We start from the raw sequence: 16,535 nt of genomic DNA on the forward strand, positions 1-16,535 counted from the left end.
CTCAGTCCTCGAAGGCGTTGTCAACAACTGCCTTATCCTTCTCCGACTGTTCGCGCTCGGCGTTCTTTTTGCGCTCGTTCTGTTCGTCGGCAGCAGCATTTGCGGCAGCCTTGACCGCCTTCTGCTGCTTGCCGTAGTGGATATTCAGCACCGCCGCGATAGCCAGCAGCGCCACCTCAACGATACCGAGCACAGCCACCCTGCTTCCGTCGTTGCAGATAGTCGTCTGAGTCAGGAAGGTCAGGTCGATAGCCGCCATCAGCACAAGGTAGTGGAAAGAACCTCTGCGGTAAAACTGTATCAGATAGAGTATCGTTGCGATTATGCAGAAGCCGAGGTGCATTTTGAAAGGAAAAGGCGTATAGACGTTCTGAAGCCCCTGAGTCGCAGAAAACAGCGTAAGATCGTACATTTTTATTACTCTCCTTATATAAATATCTGTATTATAATAGTATACCACAACTAAATGAAAAATGCAAGAGCAGCGCATGAAAAAATTCAATCGATTTCGTGCGCGGAGAAATGATAAAAACGGCAGCACATATTCTGCACAGCCGTTTTTATCGGAGAGGATAATATTATGGAATCTAAATGAGTTTAGGTCTTTGTTTGGGTTTTCCCTTGTTCTGATTATATTATACCCTCTCCTGCTTAATTCAACCTTAAATCCGAATGAAAAGTTTGTGAAAACCGTTTCACAAACGCATCAATACAGCAGTCTTCTCACGCAGTCGATGTGGAAATATTTGAGGTAGCTCAGCGGAGTTATCTTGATGCCGTCGTTGGGGTTGAGGGCGTGTACCACCTGACCGTTTCCGAGGTAGAGGCCTACGTGTCCGCCGTAGTTCATGCAGATGATGTCACCGGGCTGCATATCGTTGTAGCTGACGCCAATTCCCGCGAGAGACTGTGCGTAAGCGCTGTGGTAGAGGTCGATGCCCACCTGCTTATACGCCAGCATGGTCAGACCCGAGCAGTCGCAGGCGCGGTAAGCCGCTCCGCCCCATACGTAGTAGCCGCCGTCCATCGAAGCCGCATAGTCGCAGACTATCTTTCTCTTCTCGGCTATCTCCTGCTCGTGGGTCTTTTTCGGCTCGGCGATGCGCTTTGCCTGAGTTGTCCTGACGTACCAGCCCTTGTATGCGCCGTCGGTGAACTTTACGTACATAGCCTTCGTATCCGAAAGGGACTTTCCTGCCACTGCCTTGCCGTCCGCGGCAACGAGAACACCGTGACCCTCGCAGGCCTTGGTGAGCTTTGCCCTTGTCTTTATCGCACTGCCCGAGAGCTTCACGACCTGTGCACCGACAGCCGCACGGTAGCTGGTCTGAGCCGCAGTCTTCACCTTGATGGTGGTCGAAAGCGAAGTGATGGGGCCGCTGCCCGGCATCATCGGGACAACGTTGTAGGTGTAAACCGTATCGGGTTTGAGGTAGGTCACGCCCGAATCCTCGATGGTGATGCCCGACGCGAAGGTCTTAGCAGTAGTCTTTATCAGTCTGCCCGAGCGGTAAACACCGAACTTCGCGTTGCTCGGGTATGCCGAGAGGTTCCCGACCGTTAGTATCACCTGGTCGGCGTAAGCTGTCTTGAGCTTCACCTGCGGTCTCGACAGCGTGAGTGCGGAAGCGGTGACGCCGCTGCACAGCATGACTGCGGTCATAACAGCCGCGGTCAGAAATCCTATAAGCTTTTTCATGTTCATTCCTCCCGTTTGGTATCGCCGCGGCGCCCGACGGTCGGGCACCTTGACAATATGTGCCATTATAGCATATCCGCAGGTCGGATGTAAAGGGATTTATTAAAATTTCGTAACAATGAACGTTGTGCTGTAACCGTAATGTAACTTTTATAGAGCAATTGCACAAAAGATTTACCGCAATTTTCGGTGCGCCGCGATACCTGTAAAAATCTGTCGGAAGGGCGCAAAAGCGTTGTTCTGCGCGGTATTTGTCAGATAAAGGGATTGCGAAAAAGCGGCTCGGAGAGCAAAAACTGCACAATGTTCGCAAGAATCCGCTGCAAATCATACGTCACAATGGTCTTAATGCCGATTTTACAGATAAACTATTGACAACCGCGGCAAAAAGTGAGATAATAGAATGGAGTTATCATGTGAAAAAGGAGGTCGCTGCCGTGTCTGTAAAGGTCGGTATGGTGTCTCTCGGCTGTCCCAAGAATCAGGTGGACGCCGAGAAAATGATGTTCGGGCTCAGGGCTTACGGCTTTGAACTTTCGGATGTCCCGGAAGAAGCGGACATCGTTATCGTAAATACCTGCGGATTTATCCAGTCGGCAAAAGAAGAGGCTATCGAGACACTGCTCGAATTCCTCGCGCTCAAAAATGAGGGCGGGATAAAGGGCGTTGTCTGCACGGGCTGCCTTGCCGAACGTTACCGCGACGACATTATGGAATCGCTGCCAGGTATCGACGCAGTCGTGCCACTCGGCAACGACGGCGAGATAGCACGCATAATCGGCGAGCTCGCAGAAACGGGCGAGGCTGACATCGACCCGCGCGATAAGTACGACCTGCCCCTCGAAGGTGACAGGACCCTTATCGGCGGCGGCTACAGCGCTTACCTTAAAATAGCAGAGGGCTGCTCCAACGGCTGCACTTACTGCGCTATCCCCGCTATTCGCGGAAGGTTCAGGAGCAGACCGATGGAGAACGTGCTGGATGAAGCGCGTCAGCTCGCAGAGTCGGGCGTGACCGAGCTCATCGTCGTGGCACAGGACACAAGCCGCTACGGAGAGGACATCTACGGCGAGAGCCGCATAGCGGAACTGCTGACAGAACTTTGCCGCATCGACGGGTTCAGGTGGATACGCACACTATATATGTACCCCGAACGCATCACCGACAAGCTCATCGACGTTATCGCGAAGGAGCCGAAGCTGGTGAAGTACCTCGACATCCCGATACAGCACTGCAACGCCGAAGTCCTCAAACGGATGAACCGCAGGGGCGACCGTGAAACGCTCGCGGCGCTGATGAACAAGCTCAGGGAACGCATCCCCGACATCACCCTCAGAACGACCCTTATCACGGGCTTCGTCGGCGAGACGGAGGAACAGTTCGAGGAGCTGGCGGAGTTCGTGGGCGAGATGCGCTTCGACAGGCTCGGATGCTTCGCTTACTCGGAGGAGGAGGGCACCCCCGCCGCTAAGATGGACGGTCAGGTGCCGCCCGAAGAACGCGTCCGCAGGAGCGAGATAATCACCGAACAGCAGATGTTCATTACAGATGAACTGATGGCGCAAAAGGTCGGCAGCACGCTCGAAGTGCTGATAGACGGCTTCGACGAGGACGAGGGTCTGTTCGTCGGAAGGACTGCCGCCGACGCTCCCGAGATAGACGGCTGCGTGCTGGTCGCAAGCGACCGCGGACTCGCAGAAGGCGAATACGTCACGGTGCATATCGACAGCTGCGAAGACGGCTGCTTTTACGGCTCGGCTCAATAACCGACTCCACAACTAAAGTATGATAAAGACACCCCGCCCTTTTGCGTGCGCTTATGTTTCATGAGTGCTGAATTTCTTTGGGGAAACCCTTTTAAAAAAGGGTTCTCCCCCAAACCCCTTTCCTAAAATTATTAATACTTTTTGGCAAGGGTGATATTCTGCTATAGGAAGTACAGAATCAGAAGTTTGTTCTTCTGCTTCAAAACTGCACGCCCCTTGCCAAAAAGACGTTCAACAGTGGTTCTGTCGTCGTTTAGCGATATTTGTCAGACAGCATCTTTTGAAATGGTGAAAGACTATCTTTCAGACCACATCCAACTGACAACAACATTAAAAGTCTTTGGAATGGGGGCCGCCTTAGCTTCGCACGGCAAGGGGAGAACCTTTCTTCAGAAAGGTTTCCCCCAGAAAGACCCGCACTCACAAGCACGGGCGGAGCGGGAAATAGAAAAGGAAAGTTACGGAGGGAAAGAGAAATGAATCTTCCAAACAAGCTGACGGTACTCAGAGTTGTGCTGATACCGTTCTTTGTCGCGGCACTGATGATAGACAAGCTGCCCGGAAACGTGTGGTTGGCTATCTTTTTCTTTGCGGCGGCATCTATCACCGACTGGTTCGACGGGCGGATCGCGAGAGAGCAGAACCTTGTCACCAGTTTCGGCAAATTCTTAGACCCGCTGGCGGACAAGATGCTGGTCATGTCGGCGCTTGTATGTTTTACAGCGCTGGGCTGGTGCGACCCTGCGGCGGTCATCATCATCTTAGCCCGTGAATTCATGGTATCGGGACTGAGACTTGTCACCGCGAAAGAGGGCGTGGTCGCAGCCGCGGGAATGTGGGGCAAAGTCAAGACCGCATTCACGATGGTCGCGGTCATCGGCATGATGGCGCTGGACATCTTCTTTGGTCCGAGCGGCATGATAACCGTCCTCGACCACGGCGTTGTCTTTGCGATAAACGAAGTGCTCATCTGGATAGCGACTGTACTCACCGTTATTTCGGGCGGCATCTATCTGAAGCAGTACTGGCAGTACATCGATCCGAGCAAGTAAGGTGCTGACAAACAATTGTATTTAGAAAATAATATTATAAAGGTGAAATAAAATGATACTTTACAATTCGCTCACAAGAAAAAAGGAAGAAGTAGTACCCAACGTAGCGGGCAAGTTCTCGATGTACACCTGCGGTCCTACCGTTTACCACTTCGCACACATCGGAAACCTGCGCACCTACATCATGGAGGACGTGCTGGAGAAGTACCTGCGCTACACGGGTCTTGACGTTACCAGAGTCATGAACATCACCGACGTCGGTCATCTGACCTCCGACGGCGACACGGGCGACGACAAGATGCTCAAGGGCGCAAAGCGCGAGCACAAGACCGTTATGGAGATCGCGAAGTTCTACACCGACGCGTTCTTTGCCGACTGCGCAAAGCTCGGCATCAAGACTCCCGACGTTGTTATGCCTGCGACTTCCTGCATCGATGACTTCATCAAGGTCATCTCCTCGCTTATCGAGAAGGGCTACGCTTACGAGGCTGGCGGAAACATCTACTTCGATACCTCGAAGCTCAAAGAGTACTACGTTTTCGGCGATGTGAACGAGGAAGACCTGGCAGTCGGCGTCCGCGAGGGCGTTGAGGCTGACGGCAACAAGAAAAACAAGGCGGACTTCGTGCTGTGGTTCACAAAGTCGAAGTTCGATTCGCAGGAGCTGAAATGGGATTCTCCCTGGGGCGTGGGCTATCCAGGCTGGCACATCGAGTGCAGCTGCATCTCCATGAAGAACCTCGGCGAATACCTTGACCTGCACTGCGGCGGTATCGACAACCAGTTCCCCCACCACACCAACGAGATCGCACAGAGTGAGGCGTACATCGGGCACAAGTGGTGCAACTACTGGTTCCACGTTTACCACCTCAACGATGTATCGGGCAAGATGAGCAAGTCGAAGGGCGAGTTCCTCACCGTTTCCCTGCTTGAACAGAAGGGCTACGACCCGATGGTATACCGTTTCTTCTGCTTGCAGTCCCACTACAGAAAGACCCTCGTGTTCGACTGGGGCAACCTTGACAACGCAAAGGCGGCTTACGAAAAGCTCGTGGCGAAGATCGCGTCCCTCATGAAGAACGCACAGGGCGAGGTGGACAAGGCGAAGTTCGGTACGCTGCAAGGTGCTTTCAACGAGGCTCTCGGCAACGACCTCAACACCGCCCAGGGCATCACCGTTCTGTACGATGTGCTCAAGGCTGACACCAACGAGGCTACAAAGCTGGCACTCATCGAGGACTTCGACAAGGTGCTGACCCTCGGTCTGACTGCTCACGCAAAGGCGCTCAACGACGCTGCCGACGCTCAGGCGGAGGACATCCCCGAGGAGATAGCGGCTCTCGTGGAGGAGCGCAAGGCGGCACGCAAGGCTAAGGACTTTGCGAAGGCCGACGAGCTCAGAGACAAGATAACTTCCCTCGGCTGGGTCATCGAAGAGACCCGTCAGGGCACTAAGGTATACAAAAAGTAAGATGTGAACAGAGACAGGAGTTTCCCGAAAAGGCGGCTCCTTATCTCCCGATGCTTATCTTTTTGCGCGAAAGGAAAAAACTGTAATACATGAAAAACAAACCTATCGTAGACAAGGCGAACAACTCCACCCTCGGTGTGCCCCACGCACGCAGAAGGATGATGGCGTACTTCCAGTTCTCGCTTATCGCTATGGTGTTCGTGCTGGTGTTCGGGATAATCTACGCTGTCTCGCTCAAAAAAGAGCAGAAAAACAAGATAGACTACTCCTCGGCTGAGCTGATACAGTTTGAACTGCCCTCGGACGATACGCCCGTAGTGGTGTACGAGACCGACAAGGGCACTTTCAAGGCGGTGCTGTTCCCCGAGCAGGCTCCCGAGTACTGCGAGTACTACAAGGGACTTGTGGAGTCGGGATACTACGACGGGACTTATGTTTTCGCGGTGCAGGAAGGCGTGTACTTCATGGCGGGCGCGAAGAATTCCGACGGTATCGACGACGATAACACCGACAAGTCCGAACACGACCCCGAAAAATCCAAGGACTTGTGGCCTTTCTACGGGGCTGTGGCAGGCTACGGCAACAAGAAGAGCCTCTTCGACCCGACGATACAGGCGGGCAGCCGCGACCTTTTCATCGGGACTATCGACTTCACCGACGAGCTGAAGGAACAGCTCGATTCCGCAAGCGACAACGAAAAGCTCAACAACGCTTTCAAGGAGAAGGGCGGCGTTCCGAACTTCTCTCAGCAGTACACCATCTTCGCACAGGTGTACGACGGCTTTGACGCTTACGAACAGCTGCTGAGGGCTGCGGTGGTGAACAAGGGCGACGAGAACGGCAAGAACGCCGACATCCGCCCTACTGAGTCGCTCAGATTCACAAAAGTATATCTTTCCACTTACGGCGAAAACAAGAACGATGAGTTCTTTTCTGTGACCAAAAGCTCACAGGAAGAGCAGTGAGTGTGATAAAAGTCTGAAAAATCGCTGATTTTTGGGTCAGACTATTGACTTGACGGCAAAAATGGACTATAATAGTAATGATATAAAAACAATTTCTCAAGGAGAGTAAAAGAAAATGGAAAAGCTCATCTCAATAAAAAGAGCAGCGGCAGTATGCTGTGCTGCTTTACTCGTGTCCGGCAGTCTTACAGGATGCGGTTCTTCGACCAGCTACGCTATGAAGGTCGGCGACGAGGAGATCAAGGCAGGCGTGTATATCTACAACATCATCAGCGAGACGAACTCCCAGATGTACACCCTCTACTACTCGGGTTCTTTGCAGAATGCCGATGACGCATTCTCCCAGAAGATCGACGGCAAGGATTTTGTCGAGGTAGTTCAGGAGAACGCTCTCAAGACCACTAAGGAAATGGCTGCGGTGGACGCTAAGTTCAAGGAGCTTGGTCTTGAGCTTTCCGATGAGGATATCGAGGCTATCAACAACACCGTTTCTTCCACATGGGAGAGCGGCGGCGGAATGTATGAGTACGCAGGCGTCAGCAAGGAGAGCTTCAGGGTCTGCACCGAGCATTCCTACAAGAAGAAGGCCATCTTCGATCACTACTACGCTGACGGCGGCACAGATGAGGTCACCGCAGACGCTCTCCAGTCATACGTCAATGAGAACTATATCAGATATAAGATGATCTCCATCGCAAAGAGCGCCGCTGAGGACGAAGAGACCAAGAAGTCCGAGAACGAAGAAGCTGAGGCACTCCTCAACGAGTACTACGAGAAGGCTAAGGATGTTGACTTCGAGGGATTCGACGCTATCATCGACGAGTACAACGCTTATCAGGAAGCTAAGAAGGCTGCCGAGAGCGCTGAGGCTCCCGAGGCAGGCGACAGCACCGAGATCGAGGACGGCGACGAAAGCGCTGCCGACGGTGAGAGTGCTGCTGACAGCAGCGCGGCTGACGAGTCTGCTGCCGATACCTCCGAGAGCGCTGAAAGCACCGAGGATTCCGCAAGCGAGGGCGAGAGCACCGTTTCCGAGGGTGAGATCACTTCCTTAGAGGCTGAGAACACCGAGTCGGTCACCGAGAGCGCTGTTACAGCTGAGGAAAGCACCGCTGACGAGAGCACTTCCGAAGAGACCGAGAGCACTGCCGACGAAAGCACCGCAGATGAGAGCGCGGCTGACGAAAGCACTGCCGACGAGACCGAGACCACCGATGGGGATACTTCTTCCGACGACGGACTTGAGGTAACTTCGGGCGAGGAAGAGGCTAAGGATCCCTACGCTAACGAATATGTAATGAACGCTTCTACATATCTGGATACCACCAGCGAAAGCTATGACGAAAAGTACGCCGATATGATAAAGACCATCAAGGATCAGGAGTACAACAAGGCTGCGCTGTACACCGAGAGCGAGAGCTCCTACGTGCTCTTCATCACCGATGACATCGCAGAGAGAACAGATTATGTTGAAGAAAATAAGGACACCCTCCGCCACGAGATCAAGGACACTGAGTTTGAAGATCTTATCAACGGCTGGATAGAGTCCGCAGGTATCAAGGTAAATGAGAAGGCAGTCAAGAAGTACTCCGTCAAGGAGATCTATGACCGTCAGACAGAGTATTCAAAGAAGAATCCTAATTCCTGATACCGACACAGCAGGATATAGGGCAACAATGGAGTGTTGATTGCGGCACTCCATTGTTTTTTAGAAATTCCTTTTTACTTTTGTGTTGCTAATAAGATAAATCGGAATTTATAGAGGTAAATATGCATAAGATTTTTGGCAAGAAGGAACACGAGAAATATTATGACAGGCAAGGTGCATATATTATTCCAATTAGAGGAGATGAGGTAGGGGTTGTAGAAACTCCTAAGGGATTTTTCTTGTTGGGAGGCGGCTTGGATTCTGGTGAGTCCGATTTTCAGTGCATTAAGAGAGAATGCATTGAAGAGGCAGGATATGAAGTAGAAATAGTTAAAGAAGTCGGATCTGCGGAAGCATATATGCTTCATCCTACCATAGGCTATTTCCATCCAATACAAAAATACTATCTTGGAAGACTTCTGAATAAGGTCAAGGAGCCTGTGGAGCCTGATCATGAATTTAAATATGTGAGATTTGAAGATATAAAAGGGAAAATGTATTTGGAAATTCAAAGTTGGGCCATAGAGCAAACCTGGAATATTAGATAAATTCTGATTTATCTAAGGAACACTTTTATAAAAAGGGAGTTTTAGAAAGGAATATCGACATGAACGGATTCAGGAACAGATTAGGTCAGTTTATGCAGGGAAGATACGGCGCAGATGAGACCGCCTATATGCTCACGGCTTTGTATCTTATACTGGTCGTCGTGAACGTCTTCGCACATTCATGGACGCTGCATCTGGTGAGTATGGCAGTATTCGCTGTGACCATGTTCCGCTCACTGTCGAAAAACATCCCGAAACGCAGCAGCGAGAACCAATGGGTGCTCGCCCACACGGAGAAGCTCCGCGGCTCCATCGCCAAGGCGAAAAAGCGCTACGAACAGAGCGAGGACTACGCTTTCAAGAAGTGCCCGAACTGCAAGCGCACGCTGCGGCTCCCGAGGGTCAAGGGAAAACACAACACCAAGTGCCCTGCCTGCGGCGAAAGGTTCGCTGTCAATATCCGCTGGGGCAGAGAGAAGTGACGAACTGCCCTGAAGCGCTTTATTTTCAGTCTATTTAACTTTAGGAGGTATAAAAACCATGAACAATCTACCCAACATCCCCGAGGTCAAGCTCGGTCTGGTGGCAGTTTCGAGAGACTGCTTCCCCATGAGCCTGTCCGAAAACCGCAGAAAGGCAGTAGTCAAGGCTTACACCGAGAAGTACTGCGCCAAGTCGCTGTTTGAATGTCCCACCGTTGTTGAGAACGAGAAGGACATGAGAAAGGCTCTCGCTGAGGTGAACGAGGCAGGCTGCAACGCTCTCGTTGTTTACCTCGGAAACTTCGGTCCCGAGACTCCCGAGACTCTGCTGGCTAAGTATTTCGACGGTCCCGCTATGTTCGTAGCGGCTGCCGAGGACGACTGCGGCAAGGAGCTCGGCGACAACAGAGGCGACGCTTACTGCGGTATGCTCAACGCAAGCTACAACTTAAAGCTCCGTCACATCAAGGCTTACATACCCGAGTACCCTGTCGGCACCGCTCCCGAAGTTGCTGACATGATCGCAGAGTTCATCCCGATCGCACGCGCTGTTGTCGGTCTGAAGAACTTAAAGATCATCAGCTTCGGCCCCCGTCCCCAGGACTTCCTTGCCTGCAACGCACCTATCGCAAGACTGTACGATCTCGGCGTTGAGATCGAGGAGAATTCCGAGCTCGACCTGTTCGCAGCTTACAACGAGCACAAGGACGACGCACGCATCCCCGCTCTCGTTGACGAGATGGCTGCCGAGCTGGGCTCAGGCAACAAGATGGCCGGCATCCTGCCCCGTCTGGCACAGTACGAGCTGACTCTGCTCGACTGGGCTGAGGCTCACAAGGGCGAGAGACAGTTCATCGCTTTCGCTAACAAGTGCTGGCCCGCATTCCAGACACAGTTCGGCTTCGTTCCCTGCTATGTCAACGGCAGACTCTGCGCAAAGGGCATCCCCGTTTCCTGCGAGGTAGACATCTACGGCGCTCTCAGCGAGTACATCGGCGAGTGCATCTCCGACAAGATCGTTACCCTGCTTGACATCAACAACACCGTTCCGGGCGACATCTTCCGCGAGGATATCGAGGGCAAGTTCAACTACACTCAGCGTGACCTGTTCATGGGCTTCCACTGCGGTAACGGCAGCTGCTCCATCATGAACAGCCCCGTTATGAAGTATCAGAAGATCATGCACAGAGGTCTTGAGCCCGACAAGGAGCCCGACATCACCAGAGGTACCCTTGAGGGTGACATCAAGGCAGGCGAGATCACCTTCTTCCGTCTCCAGTCCACTTCCGACGCTACCTTCCGCGCTTATGCCGCACAGGGCGAGGTTCTGGACGTTCCCACAAGATCCTTCGGTACCATCGGTATCTTCGGTATCAAGGAGATGGCGAGATTCTACCGCTATGTGCTGATCGAGAAGGGCTATCCGCACCACGGTTCGGTAATCTTCGGTCACTACGGCAAGCAGATCTACGCTCTGCTCGATCTCCTCGGAATCGAAGACGTTGAATTCAACCGTCCCGCAAACTTCCGTTATCACAAGGAAAATCCGTTTAAGTAATATTTCGTAAGATCTACGCCAAAAGGCAGTATCCGTTAAGGGTACTGCCTTTTTTTATTATACCGCTGCCAGGGCGGCTTTGTATTTCAGACAGATCTTGTCGGTAATGAGGGCTATGAACTCGCTGTTCGTGGGCTTGCCTTTGCCCGTGCTTATCGTGTAGCCGAAGTAGCTGTTAAGTATGTCGAGGTCGCCCCTGTCCCACGCTATCTCTATTGCATGGCGAATCGCACGCTCGACTCGCGACGACGTGGTCGAAAACTTCTTCGCGACCGCAGGATACAGCAGCTTCGTCACGCTCTCCAGCATCTCCTTGTCCCCTACCGACAGGATTATCGCCTCGCGCAGGTAATGATAGCCCTTGATGTGCGCGGGGACGCCGATGCGGTGGATTATGTCCGTGACGATTATTTCGAGATTCGGACGGCGCTCGCTTCGTGCCGACATCCGCTCGCCTATGTCCGTGTCGATGTCGAACAGCGCCTTGATGCGGTCGCCCAGCATCTCGGGCTCGAACGGGCGAAGCATATAGTAGGACGCGCCCGCGTTCATCACCTGCTGCTCCAGAAATTCGTTGACGTATGACGCCGTTACGATGAAGTACGGCTTCACACTGCCCTGCTCGCTTATCTTCTTTATCAGCGCGATGGCGTCCAGAACAGGCATCACCGCGTCTATCACCACAACGTCGGGACGCTCCGCAATAACCGCTTCGTATACAGTCTGCCCGTTCTTCGGCCGCGTTATTACATAAAATCCACTCTGCCTCAGCACAGACGCGCAGCTTACGCCGAACTGTGCCGTGTCGTCGCCTATCAGTATCTTTATCTTCTCATTCATTGCTATTTCCTCCGAAATTTGTGATATAGTCTAACGAAGCAGTCTTCTGTGCGCACGAAGTGTCCCATCCAATCGCCTTTCCTGTCGGGCTTTCTTTTTCTCATGAGTGCTTGATTGACCGGGGGAAGCTAAGGCAGCCCCCATTCCAAAGACTTTTAATATGTTGGCAGTTGGTTGTGGTTGGGAAGATTGGCTCTTCCCGTTTCACGAGAGACCATCTGACAAAGACGCTCAATGCTGCGTTACACTCTATTGAACGTCTTTTTGGCAAGGTGCAGACTATTAAAGAATAGAACCACACACTTCACGACCAACACAAAATAGTGAAGAAGCACCACAAGCCAAAAAGTATTAAAAGTTTTAGTGAGGGGGTTTGGGGGAAGACCCTTTTTCAAAAGGGTCTCCCCCAATATTCCCGCACTCATGAAGAAAAGAAAGCCGTACAGGAAGGCGGGGCGGGGGGCTTTGGTTCGTCTGTATTCTGATTATAGCACAGTTTATCGTGAAAAGCAATAGTTTTTTGGAAATTATGTCATATTTTTATCGTCGTTTTCGTACATAATGCACCATTTTTTGACGTACAATATCACTATTTGTGATATTTCGGCTTTGTGCGACCAGAAGTGAAGAAAAGCGTCGGAGAGCGACGGCAAGGGGCATTTTTCGACATTTGCCGACAGGATCGGTCAGCCTGCGGCACGGGTCTCGGACTTGGCGGCTCCGAGGGAGCAGGTGTACATCCGCTCGGCGAAGATGCCGTAGCCGCCCGTCGGGTCGTCCACGAAAACGTGAGTGACCGCGCCCACCAGCCTGCCGTTCTGGATTATCGGCGAACCGCTCATGCCCTGCACGATGCCGCCTGCCTTGCGCAGCAGGCGCTTATCGGACGTTTTGATGATAAGGTCGTGGTCGCAGTCGATGGGGGAGACGCGCTCGATGGTGATGTTGTACCGCTTCACGCCGCCGTCGTCGAGCTGAGCCAGGATATAGGCGCTGCCCTCGCGGACTTCCTGCGCGAAACCGAGGGGAAGCTCTTCGCCGTCAGGCAGGCAGTCGGTCTCGCCGTAAACGCCGCCGTCGCAGTTGAGGATCAGCTCGCCGATGTCGCGGTCGGTGAACTCGCCGATGAGCTGTCCGGGCTCACCCTTGGTGCTCTTAGTGCAGCCGCTGAGCTCGACCTCGGTGACGCTGCCGTGGGAGAGCGGCAGGGGCTCGTGGGTGTCGGCGTCACAGATGGAGTGTCCCAGCCCCGCAAACGCGCCCGTGGCAGGATCGGCGAAAGTCAGCGTGCCGATGCCTGCCGAGCTGTCGCGCACCCACATCCCTGCCCGATAGCTGCCCTCGCTGAACACAGGGGTGAGGGTACACTCGCGCTGCTGTTCGCCGCGGCGGTAGCTGATGGTGCAGTCCTCCCCACGCGAACTTCGGATGAGCTCACTGATGCGGCTGTTCGAGCCGACGCGTTCGCCGTTCACTTCCTCGATAACGTCGCCTATCCTCAGCCCCGCTTCCGACGCAGGACAGCGTCCGCTGAGCTTTTTCAGGTCGATGACCATTACGCCGTCGGTCACGAGCTTTATCCCAAAAGCCTGTCCGCAGGCGATGAGCGTTGGTCTTTCCACTGCCGTTTCCCTCACTTCCTTGATAGGCACGCTCCCGAACAGCCGCAGGCTCACCTGTCGGCTGCCGCTGTCGCCGCATTCCACCGCCGCCGCTGCCGTCACGGGCAGCCGCGTGGACAGCGTCAGCACTCTGCCCCGCTCGTTCGTGAAACTGTCAGGCAGCGCCGTGCCGTAATATCCTACTGTCATCATCACCGCAGTACACACAGCCGAAAGTATCGCCGCCGCCGACTGCGGAATATGCCTCATTCTCCTCATTCTGACCTCCTTGGGGACTCTCTTGACTTCATTTGTGCGGATCTTCTTGGGGGAAACCCTTTTGAAAAAGGGTTATCCCCCAAACCCCTTTCCTAAAACTTTTAATATGTTCGCAGTTGGATGTGTTCGAGAAGATAGGCTCTCGCCGCACCACGTCTGAAACGCTCAACTATGCGTATACCACCGTTGAACGTCTTTTGGGCATGAGACGGCTGTATAGAAAAAGTACTGCCATCTTCCTGTCATGCGCAAGCAAAAAGTATTAAAAGCTTTTGGGAAGGGGTTTGGGGTATAACTTTTTTCAGCCGTGTGAAACTAAGGCTGAGGGGCTTTCCCAAAATTACCCATTTAAATGGTGTTAAAAAAATGTGTGATTATATTTTCGGCACAAAAAGCTGTTATGATTCGGTGTTGGAGTCAAGTATTTTTTTCATTGGCACTTGTGACATTATTTTGCTTGATTTTATTTTGGCGATGTGGTATAATATTATAGTTCGATACGTTAATTATACAGCTTGACCGAGGTAAAATATGTCAAAAAAGAGCAGACTTCAAAAAGAAAAACAGCGTCAGGACGAAAGAAAAAAGCTCGCCGAGCAGGAAGAGCTCGAGGAGCGTGAGGCGGCAAAACACCGCGAGAGCAAGGCCGCCAAAAGGCTTCGCAGAAGTGCGAGACGCGGCTATGCGAATATTTTCATGCTGTCGCTGACCGTGCTGATGCTCGGCGCGTTCTGGTACTGGGGATTCTACTACGGCGGCATGATGATCGTGGGCGATTTTACGGGGCTCGCCGAGAACATCCCGAAACACTCGGGAGCGCTGTTCCTCACCGCCGATCTCATCATGCTGGCTGGTATCGTCCTGAGTTTCTGCAAAAGATACATATTGCAGGGGTATCTGACCGTAGGCGGTTCGCTGCTGTTCCTCTACGCAAGCCGAAGGGTCGTCGCCGACATCCGCCGCAGGATGAAAGAATTCGGCGTGACACCCGACATCGCCGACATGGACAGGCAGTACATGGGCTACCTCTACCCCATCCTCGTCGTGACCGCCCTCGGCATCGCCATCATGACCTACGGCATCGTGAAATACATCGCCAAAAAACGCAAAGAAAAACAGATACGCGACAACGCGCCTGTGGATAGCATCGTTAAGTGAGAGAGTACCGGCTTTCCCTTGCCAAAAAGACGTTTGTGAGTGCGTAACGCTTCATTCGACGGCACGGGTCGAGTGGCGTGAGCAAGCCCCCGCCCTACAGAAAGCGGAGAGAGCCTATCTTCCCAACCACATCTGCCTGCCAACATATTAAAAGTCTTTGGAATGGGGGCCGCCTTAGCTTCCCCCGGTAAAAAACCGCACACAAAAAAGAGCACCTGACTTGGGTAGTCGGGTGCTCTTTGTGTTTGTGGGTTATTCCATTACCTCGGTGCCATCGAAGTGTTCTTTCCACTCGGCGAGTCTTTCCTGTTCGCCGCTGGGGTCGATCTGCTCGAAGCCCATGAAGCTGCGGAACTCGCCCTTCGAGGTCACTGTCAGGGTGATAGTCGAGAACGGTTTCTGGTTATCGTTCATGAAGATCTGTCTTACGGTAATTATCATGCGGACGATCTCCATGCGGTTCTTTTCTGCCTCTTCCCTATCCATATCGAAGCGGTCGTAGAGTTCATCGCCGTCGAGGATAGTGCCGTCTTCAAGGACCATACGGTGGTGGTAGAATGCACCGCCGTCGGTTATCTCGCAGTAGAAATACGCCTTTTTGAACTCAGCCTCGGGCAGGAAGCTGAAAAACTCGGTGCCGAGGTCCTTATAAGTCTCGGCGGTCTTCTGTGCGATCACCTCGGACTGTTCCTTGGTAAGTCTGGGGGGAAGGTTCTTCGGGTCGCTGCGGACAACGATCTCGCGGAACCTTGAGAAGCGCTCTTCCTCGCCCTCGGGGTCAAGCTCGGTGGACAGAACGTCGAGCTTCACCTGTCCGTTGTTGATGATGGTGATAGTAACGCCGTTGCAGGGCTTGTTCATATAAGCCTCGGCGGACTTGCGGAATCTGAAGAACGCCTGCATCAGCTTATCCTCGCGGGAGACCATATCGGCGTAGCTCATGCCGCACTTTGTAGGTATCTCATCGCGGTCGATGAATTCGCCGTTCACGACGTAGCAGCAGAAATCGTCAACATAGTCGCCGCCCGAAAGTTCGCCGTGGTAGAGTCCCACCAGCATCTGCTGCGGGAACAGAAGGCGGATACGGTGGCAAAGCTCGGTGCTGGTCTTTTTGAACTCTTCCTCGGGGGTGAGTTCCTTATCCTCTGCGTTCTCGTCAGCCGACTCACCGTCCTGCTGATCGTCGTCGGTATCCTTGACAGCCTCGATCCTGTTGGCTGCGTTGATCTTCTCCTGTTCGTTGAGAGCCTGCACGACCTCAGCGAGTTCACCGTCGATACCTGTCAGCATACCTTCTTCCGAATCATCATCTGAGACATAATCGGGGTCAAAATCCTCGGAATTGAGCTGATCGAGCAGTGCCTGCATCTCCTCGGCATCTTCGCCGAAATCCTCGGGATTTAAGCCGAAACCGTCAGATTCCTCGGTCTTTTTCTTCTTGCCAAATAAAGCCATTTTAATCCAATCC

General features: G+C 52.9%; 14 protein-coding genes. 9 read left to right on the forward strand and 5 right to left on the reverse strand.

Annotation, left to right across the window (positions count from 1 at the left end):
• Position 1: 1 nt before the first annotated feature.
• Both BT142_RS01190 and BT142_RS01195 read right to left on the reverse strand, forming a co-directional pair.
• Positions 2–412 carry a hypothetical protein gene (locus BT142_RS01190; protein WP_072416373.1) on the reverse strand — a complete coding sequence of 137 codons (411 nt, stop codon included), beginning with the start codon at positions 410–412 and terminating at the stop codon, positions 2–4.
• A 294-nt stretch (positions 413–706) separates the two neighbouring features.
• The gene (locus BT142_RS01195) at positions 707–1,699 is read right to left on the reverse strand and encodes a C40 family peptidase (RefSeq protein WP_242871891.1); all 993 of its coding nucleotides are present in this window, start codon (positions 1,697–1,699) and stop codon (positions 707–709) included.
• A 416-nt stretch (positions 1,700–2,115) separates the two neighbouring features.
• Between BT142_RS01195 and rimO the strand changes: the two genes are divergently transcribed.
• From rimO to BT142_RS01240, 8 genes are all read left to right on the forward strand, one after another.
• The gene (gene rimO, locus BT142_RS01200; RefSeq protein ID WP_347497605.1) at positions 2,116–3,465 is read left to right on the forward strand and encodes a 30S ribosomal protein S12 methylthiotransferase RimO; all 1,350 of its coding nucleotides are present in this window, start codon (positions 2,116–2,118) and stop codon (positions 3,463–3,465) included.
• A 476-nt stretch (positions 3,466–3,941) separates the two neighbouring features.
• On the forward strand, positions 3,942–4,517 hold the full coding sequence (gene pgsA / locus BT142_RS01210) for a CDP-diacylglycerol--glycerol-3-phosphate 3-phosphatidyltransferase (protein WP_072416376.1): 576 nt from the start codon (positions 3,942–3,944) through the stop codon (positions 4,515–4,517).
• Positions 4,518–4,569: 52 nt separating this feature from the next.
• Entirely contained in the window at positions 4,570–5,988 is a 1,419-nt protein-coding gene (gene cysS / locus BT142_RS01215; RefSeq protein ID WP_072416377.1) for a cysteine--tRNA ligase, read from the forward strand.
• A gap of 89 nt (positions 5,989–6,077) precedes the next feature.
• Positions 6,078–6,953: a peptidylprolyl isomerase gene (locus BT142_RS01220; protein WP_072416378.1), complete on the forward strand. Its 876-nt coding sequence runs from the start codon at positions 6,078–6,080 to the stop codon at positions 6,951–6,953.
• A gap of 115 nt (positions 6,954–7,068) precedes the next feature.
• On the forward strand, positions 7,069–8,601 hold the full coding sequence (locus BT142_RS01225) for a prolipoprotein diacylglyceryl transferase (RefSeq protein WP_072416379.1): 1,533 nt from the start codon (positions 7,069–7,071) through the stop codon (positions 8,599–8,601).
• Positions 8,602–8,723: 122 nt separating this feature from the next.
• Entirely contained in the window at positions 8,724–9,149 is a 426-nt protein-coding gene (locus BT142_RS01230) for an NUDIX domain-containing protein (protein WP_072416380.1), read from the forward strand.
• Positions 9,150–9,208: 59 nt separating this feature from the next.
• Positions 9,209–9,631: a hypothetical protein gene (locus BT142_RS01235; RefSeq protein ID WP_072416381.1), complete on the forward strand. Its 423-nt coding sequence runs from the start codon at positions 9,209–9,211 to the stop codon at positions 9,629–9,631.
• Between the two features lie 58 nt (positions 9,632–9,689).
• Positions 9,690–11,189, forward strand: coding sequence for an L-fucose/L-arabinose isomerase family protein (locus tag BT142_RS01240; RefSeq protein ID WP_072416382.1), 1,500 nt, complete (start codon positions 9,690–9,692; stop codon positions 11,187–11,189).
• Between the two features lie 57 nt (positions 11,190–11,246).
• On the opposite strand, the gene spo0A is transcribed toward BT142_RS01240, so the two are convergent.
• Together spo0A and spoIVB are read right to left on the reverse strand one after the other, a co-directional pair.
• Positions 11,247–12,029, reverse strand: coding sequence for a sporulation transcription factor Spo0A (gene spo0A / locus BT142_RS01245; protein WP_072416383.1), 783 nt, complete (start codon positions 12,027–12,029; stop codon positions 11,247–11,249).
• Positions 12,030–12,715: 686 nt separating this feature from the next.
• Positions 12,716–13,909: a SpoIVB peptidase gene (spoIVB, locus tag BT142_RS01250; protein WP_072416384.1), complete on the reverse strand. Its 1,194-nt coding sequence runs from the start codon at positions 13,907–13,909 to the stop codon at positions 12,716–12,718.
• A gap of 531 nt (positions 13,910–14,440) precedes the next feature.
• On the opposite strand from spoIVB, the gene BT142_RS01255 reads away from it, so the two are divergent.
• The gene (locus tag BT142_RS01255) at positions 14,441–15,067 is read left to right on the forward strand and encodes a hypothetical protein (RefSeq protein WP_072416385.1); all 627 of its coding nucleotides are present in this window, start codon (positions 14,441–14,443) and stop codon (positions 15,065–15,067) included.
• A 252-nt stretch (positions 15,068–15,319) separates the two neighbouring features.
• Here the strand turns inward: BT142_RS01255 and BT142_RS01260 are convergent, their stop codons facing one another.
• The gene (locus BT142_RS01260) at positions 15,320–16,522 is read right to left on the reverse strand and encodes an immunity protein YezG family protein (RefSeq protein ID WP_072416386.1); all 1,203 of its coding nucleotides are present in this window, start codon (positions 16,520–16,522) and stop codon (positions 15,320–15,322) included.
• Positions 16,523–16,535 lie beyond the last annotated feature (13 nt).

The organism is Ruminococcus sp. YE71, assembly GCF_900119155.1.
Classification (GTDB): domain Bacteria; phylum Bacillota; class Clostridia; order Oscillospirales; family Ruminococcaceae; genus YE71.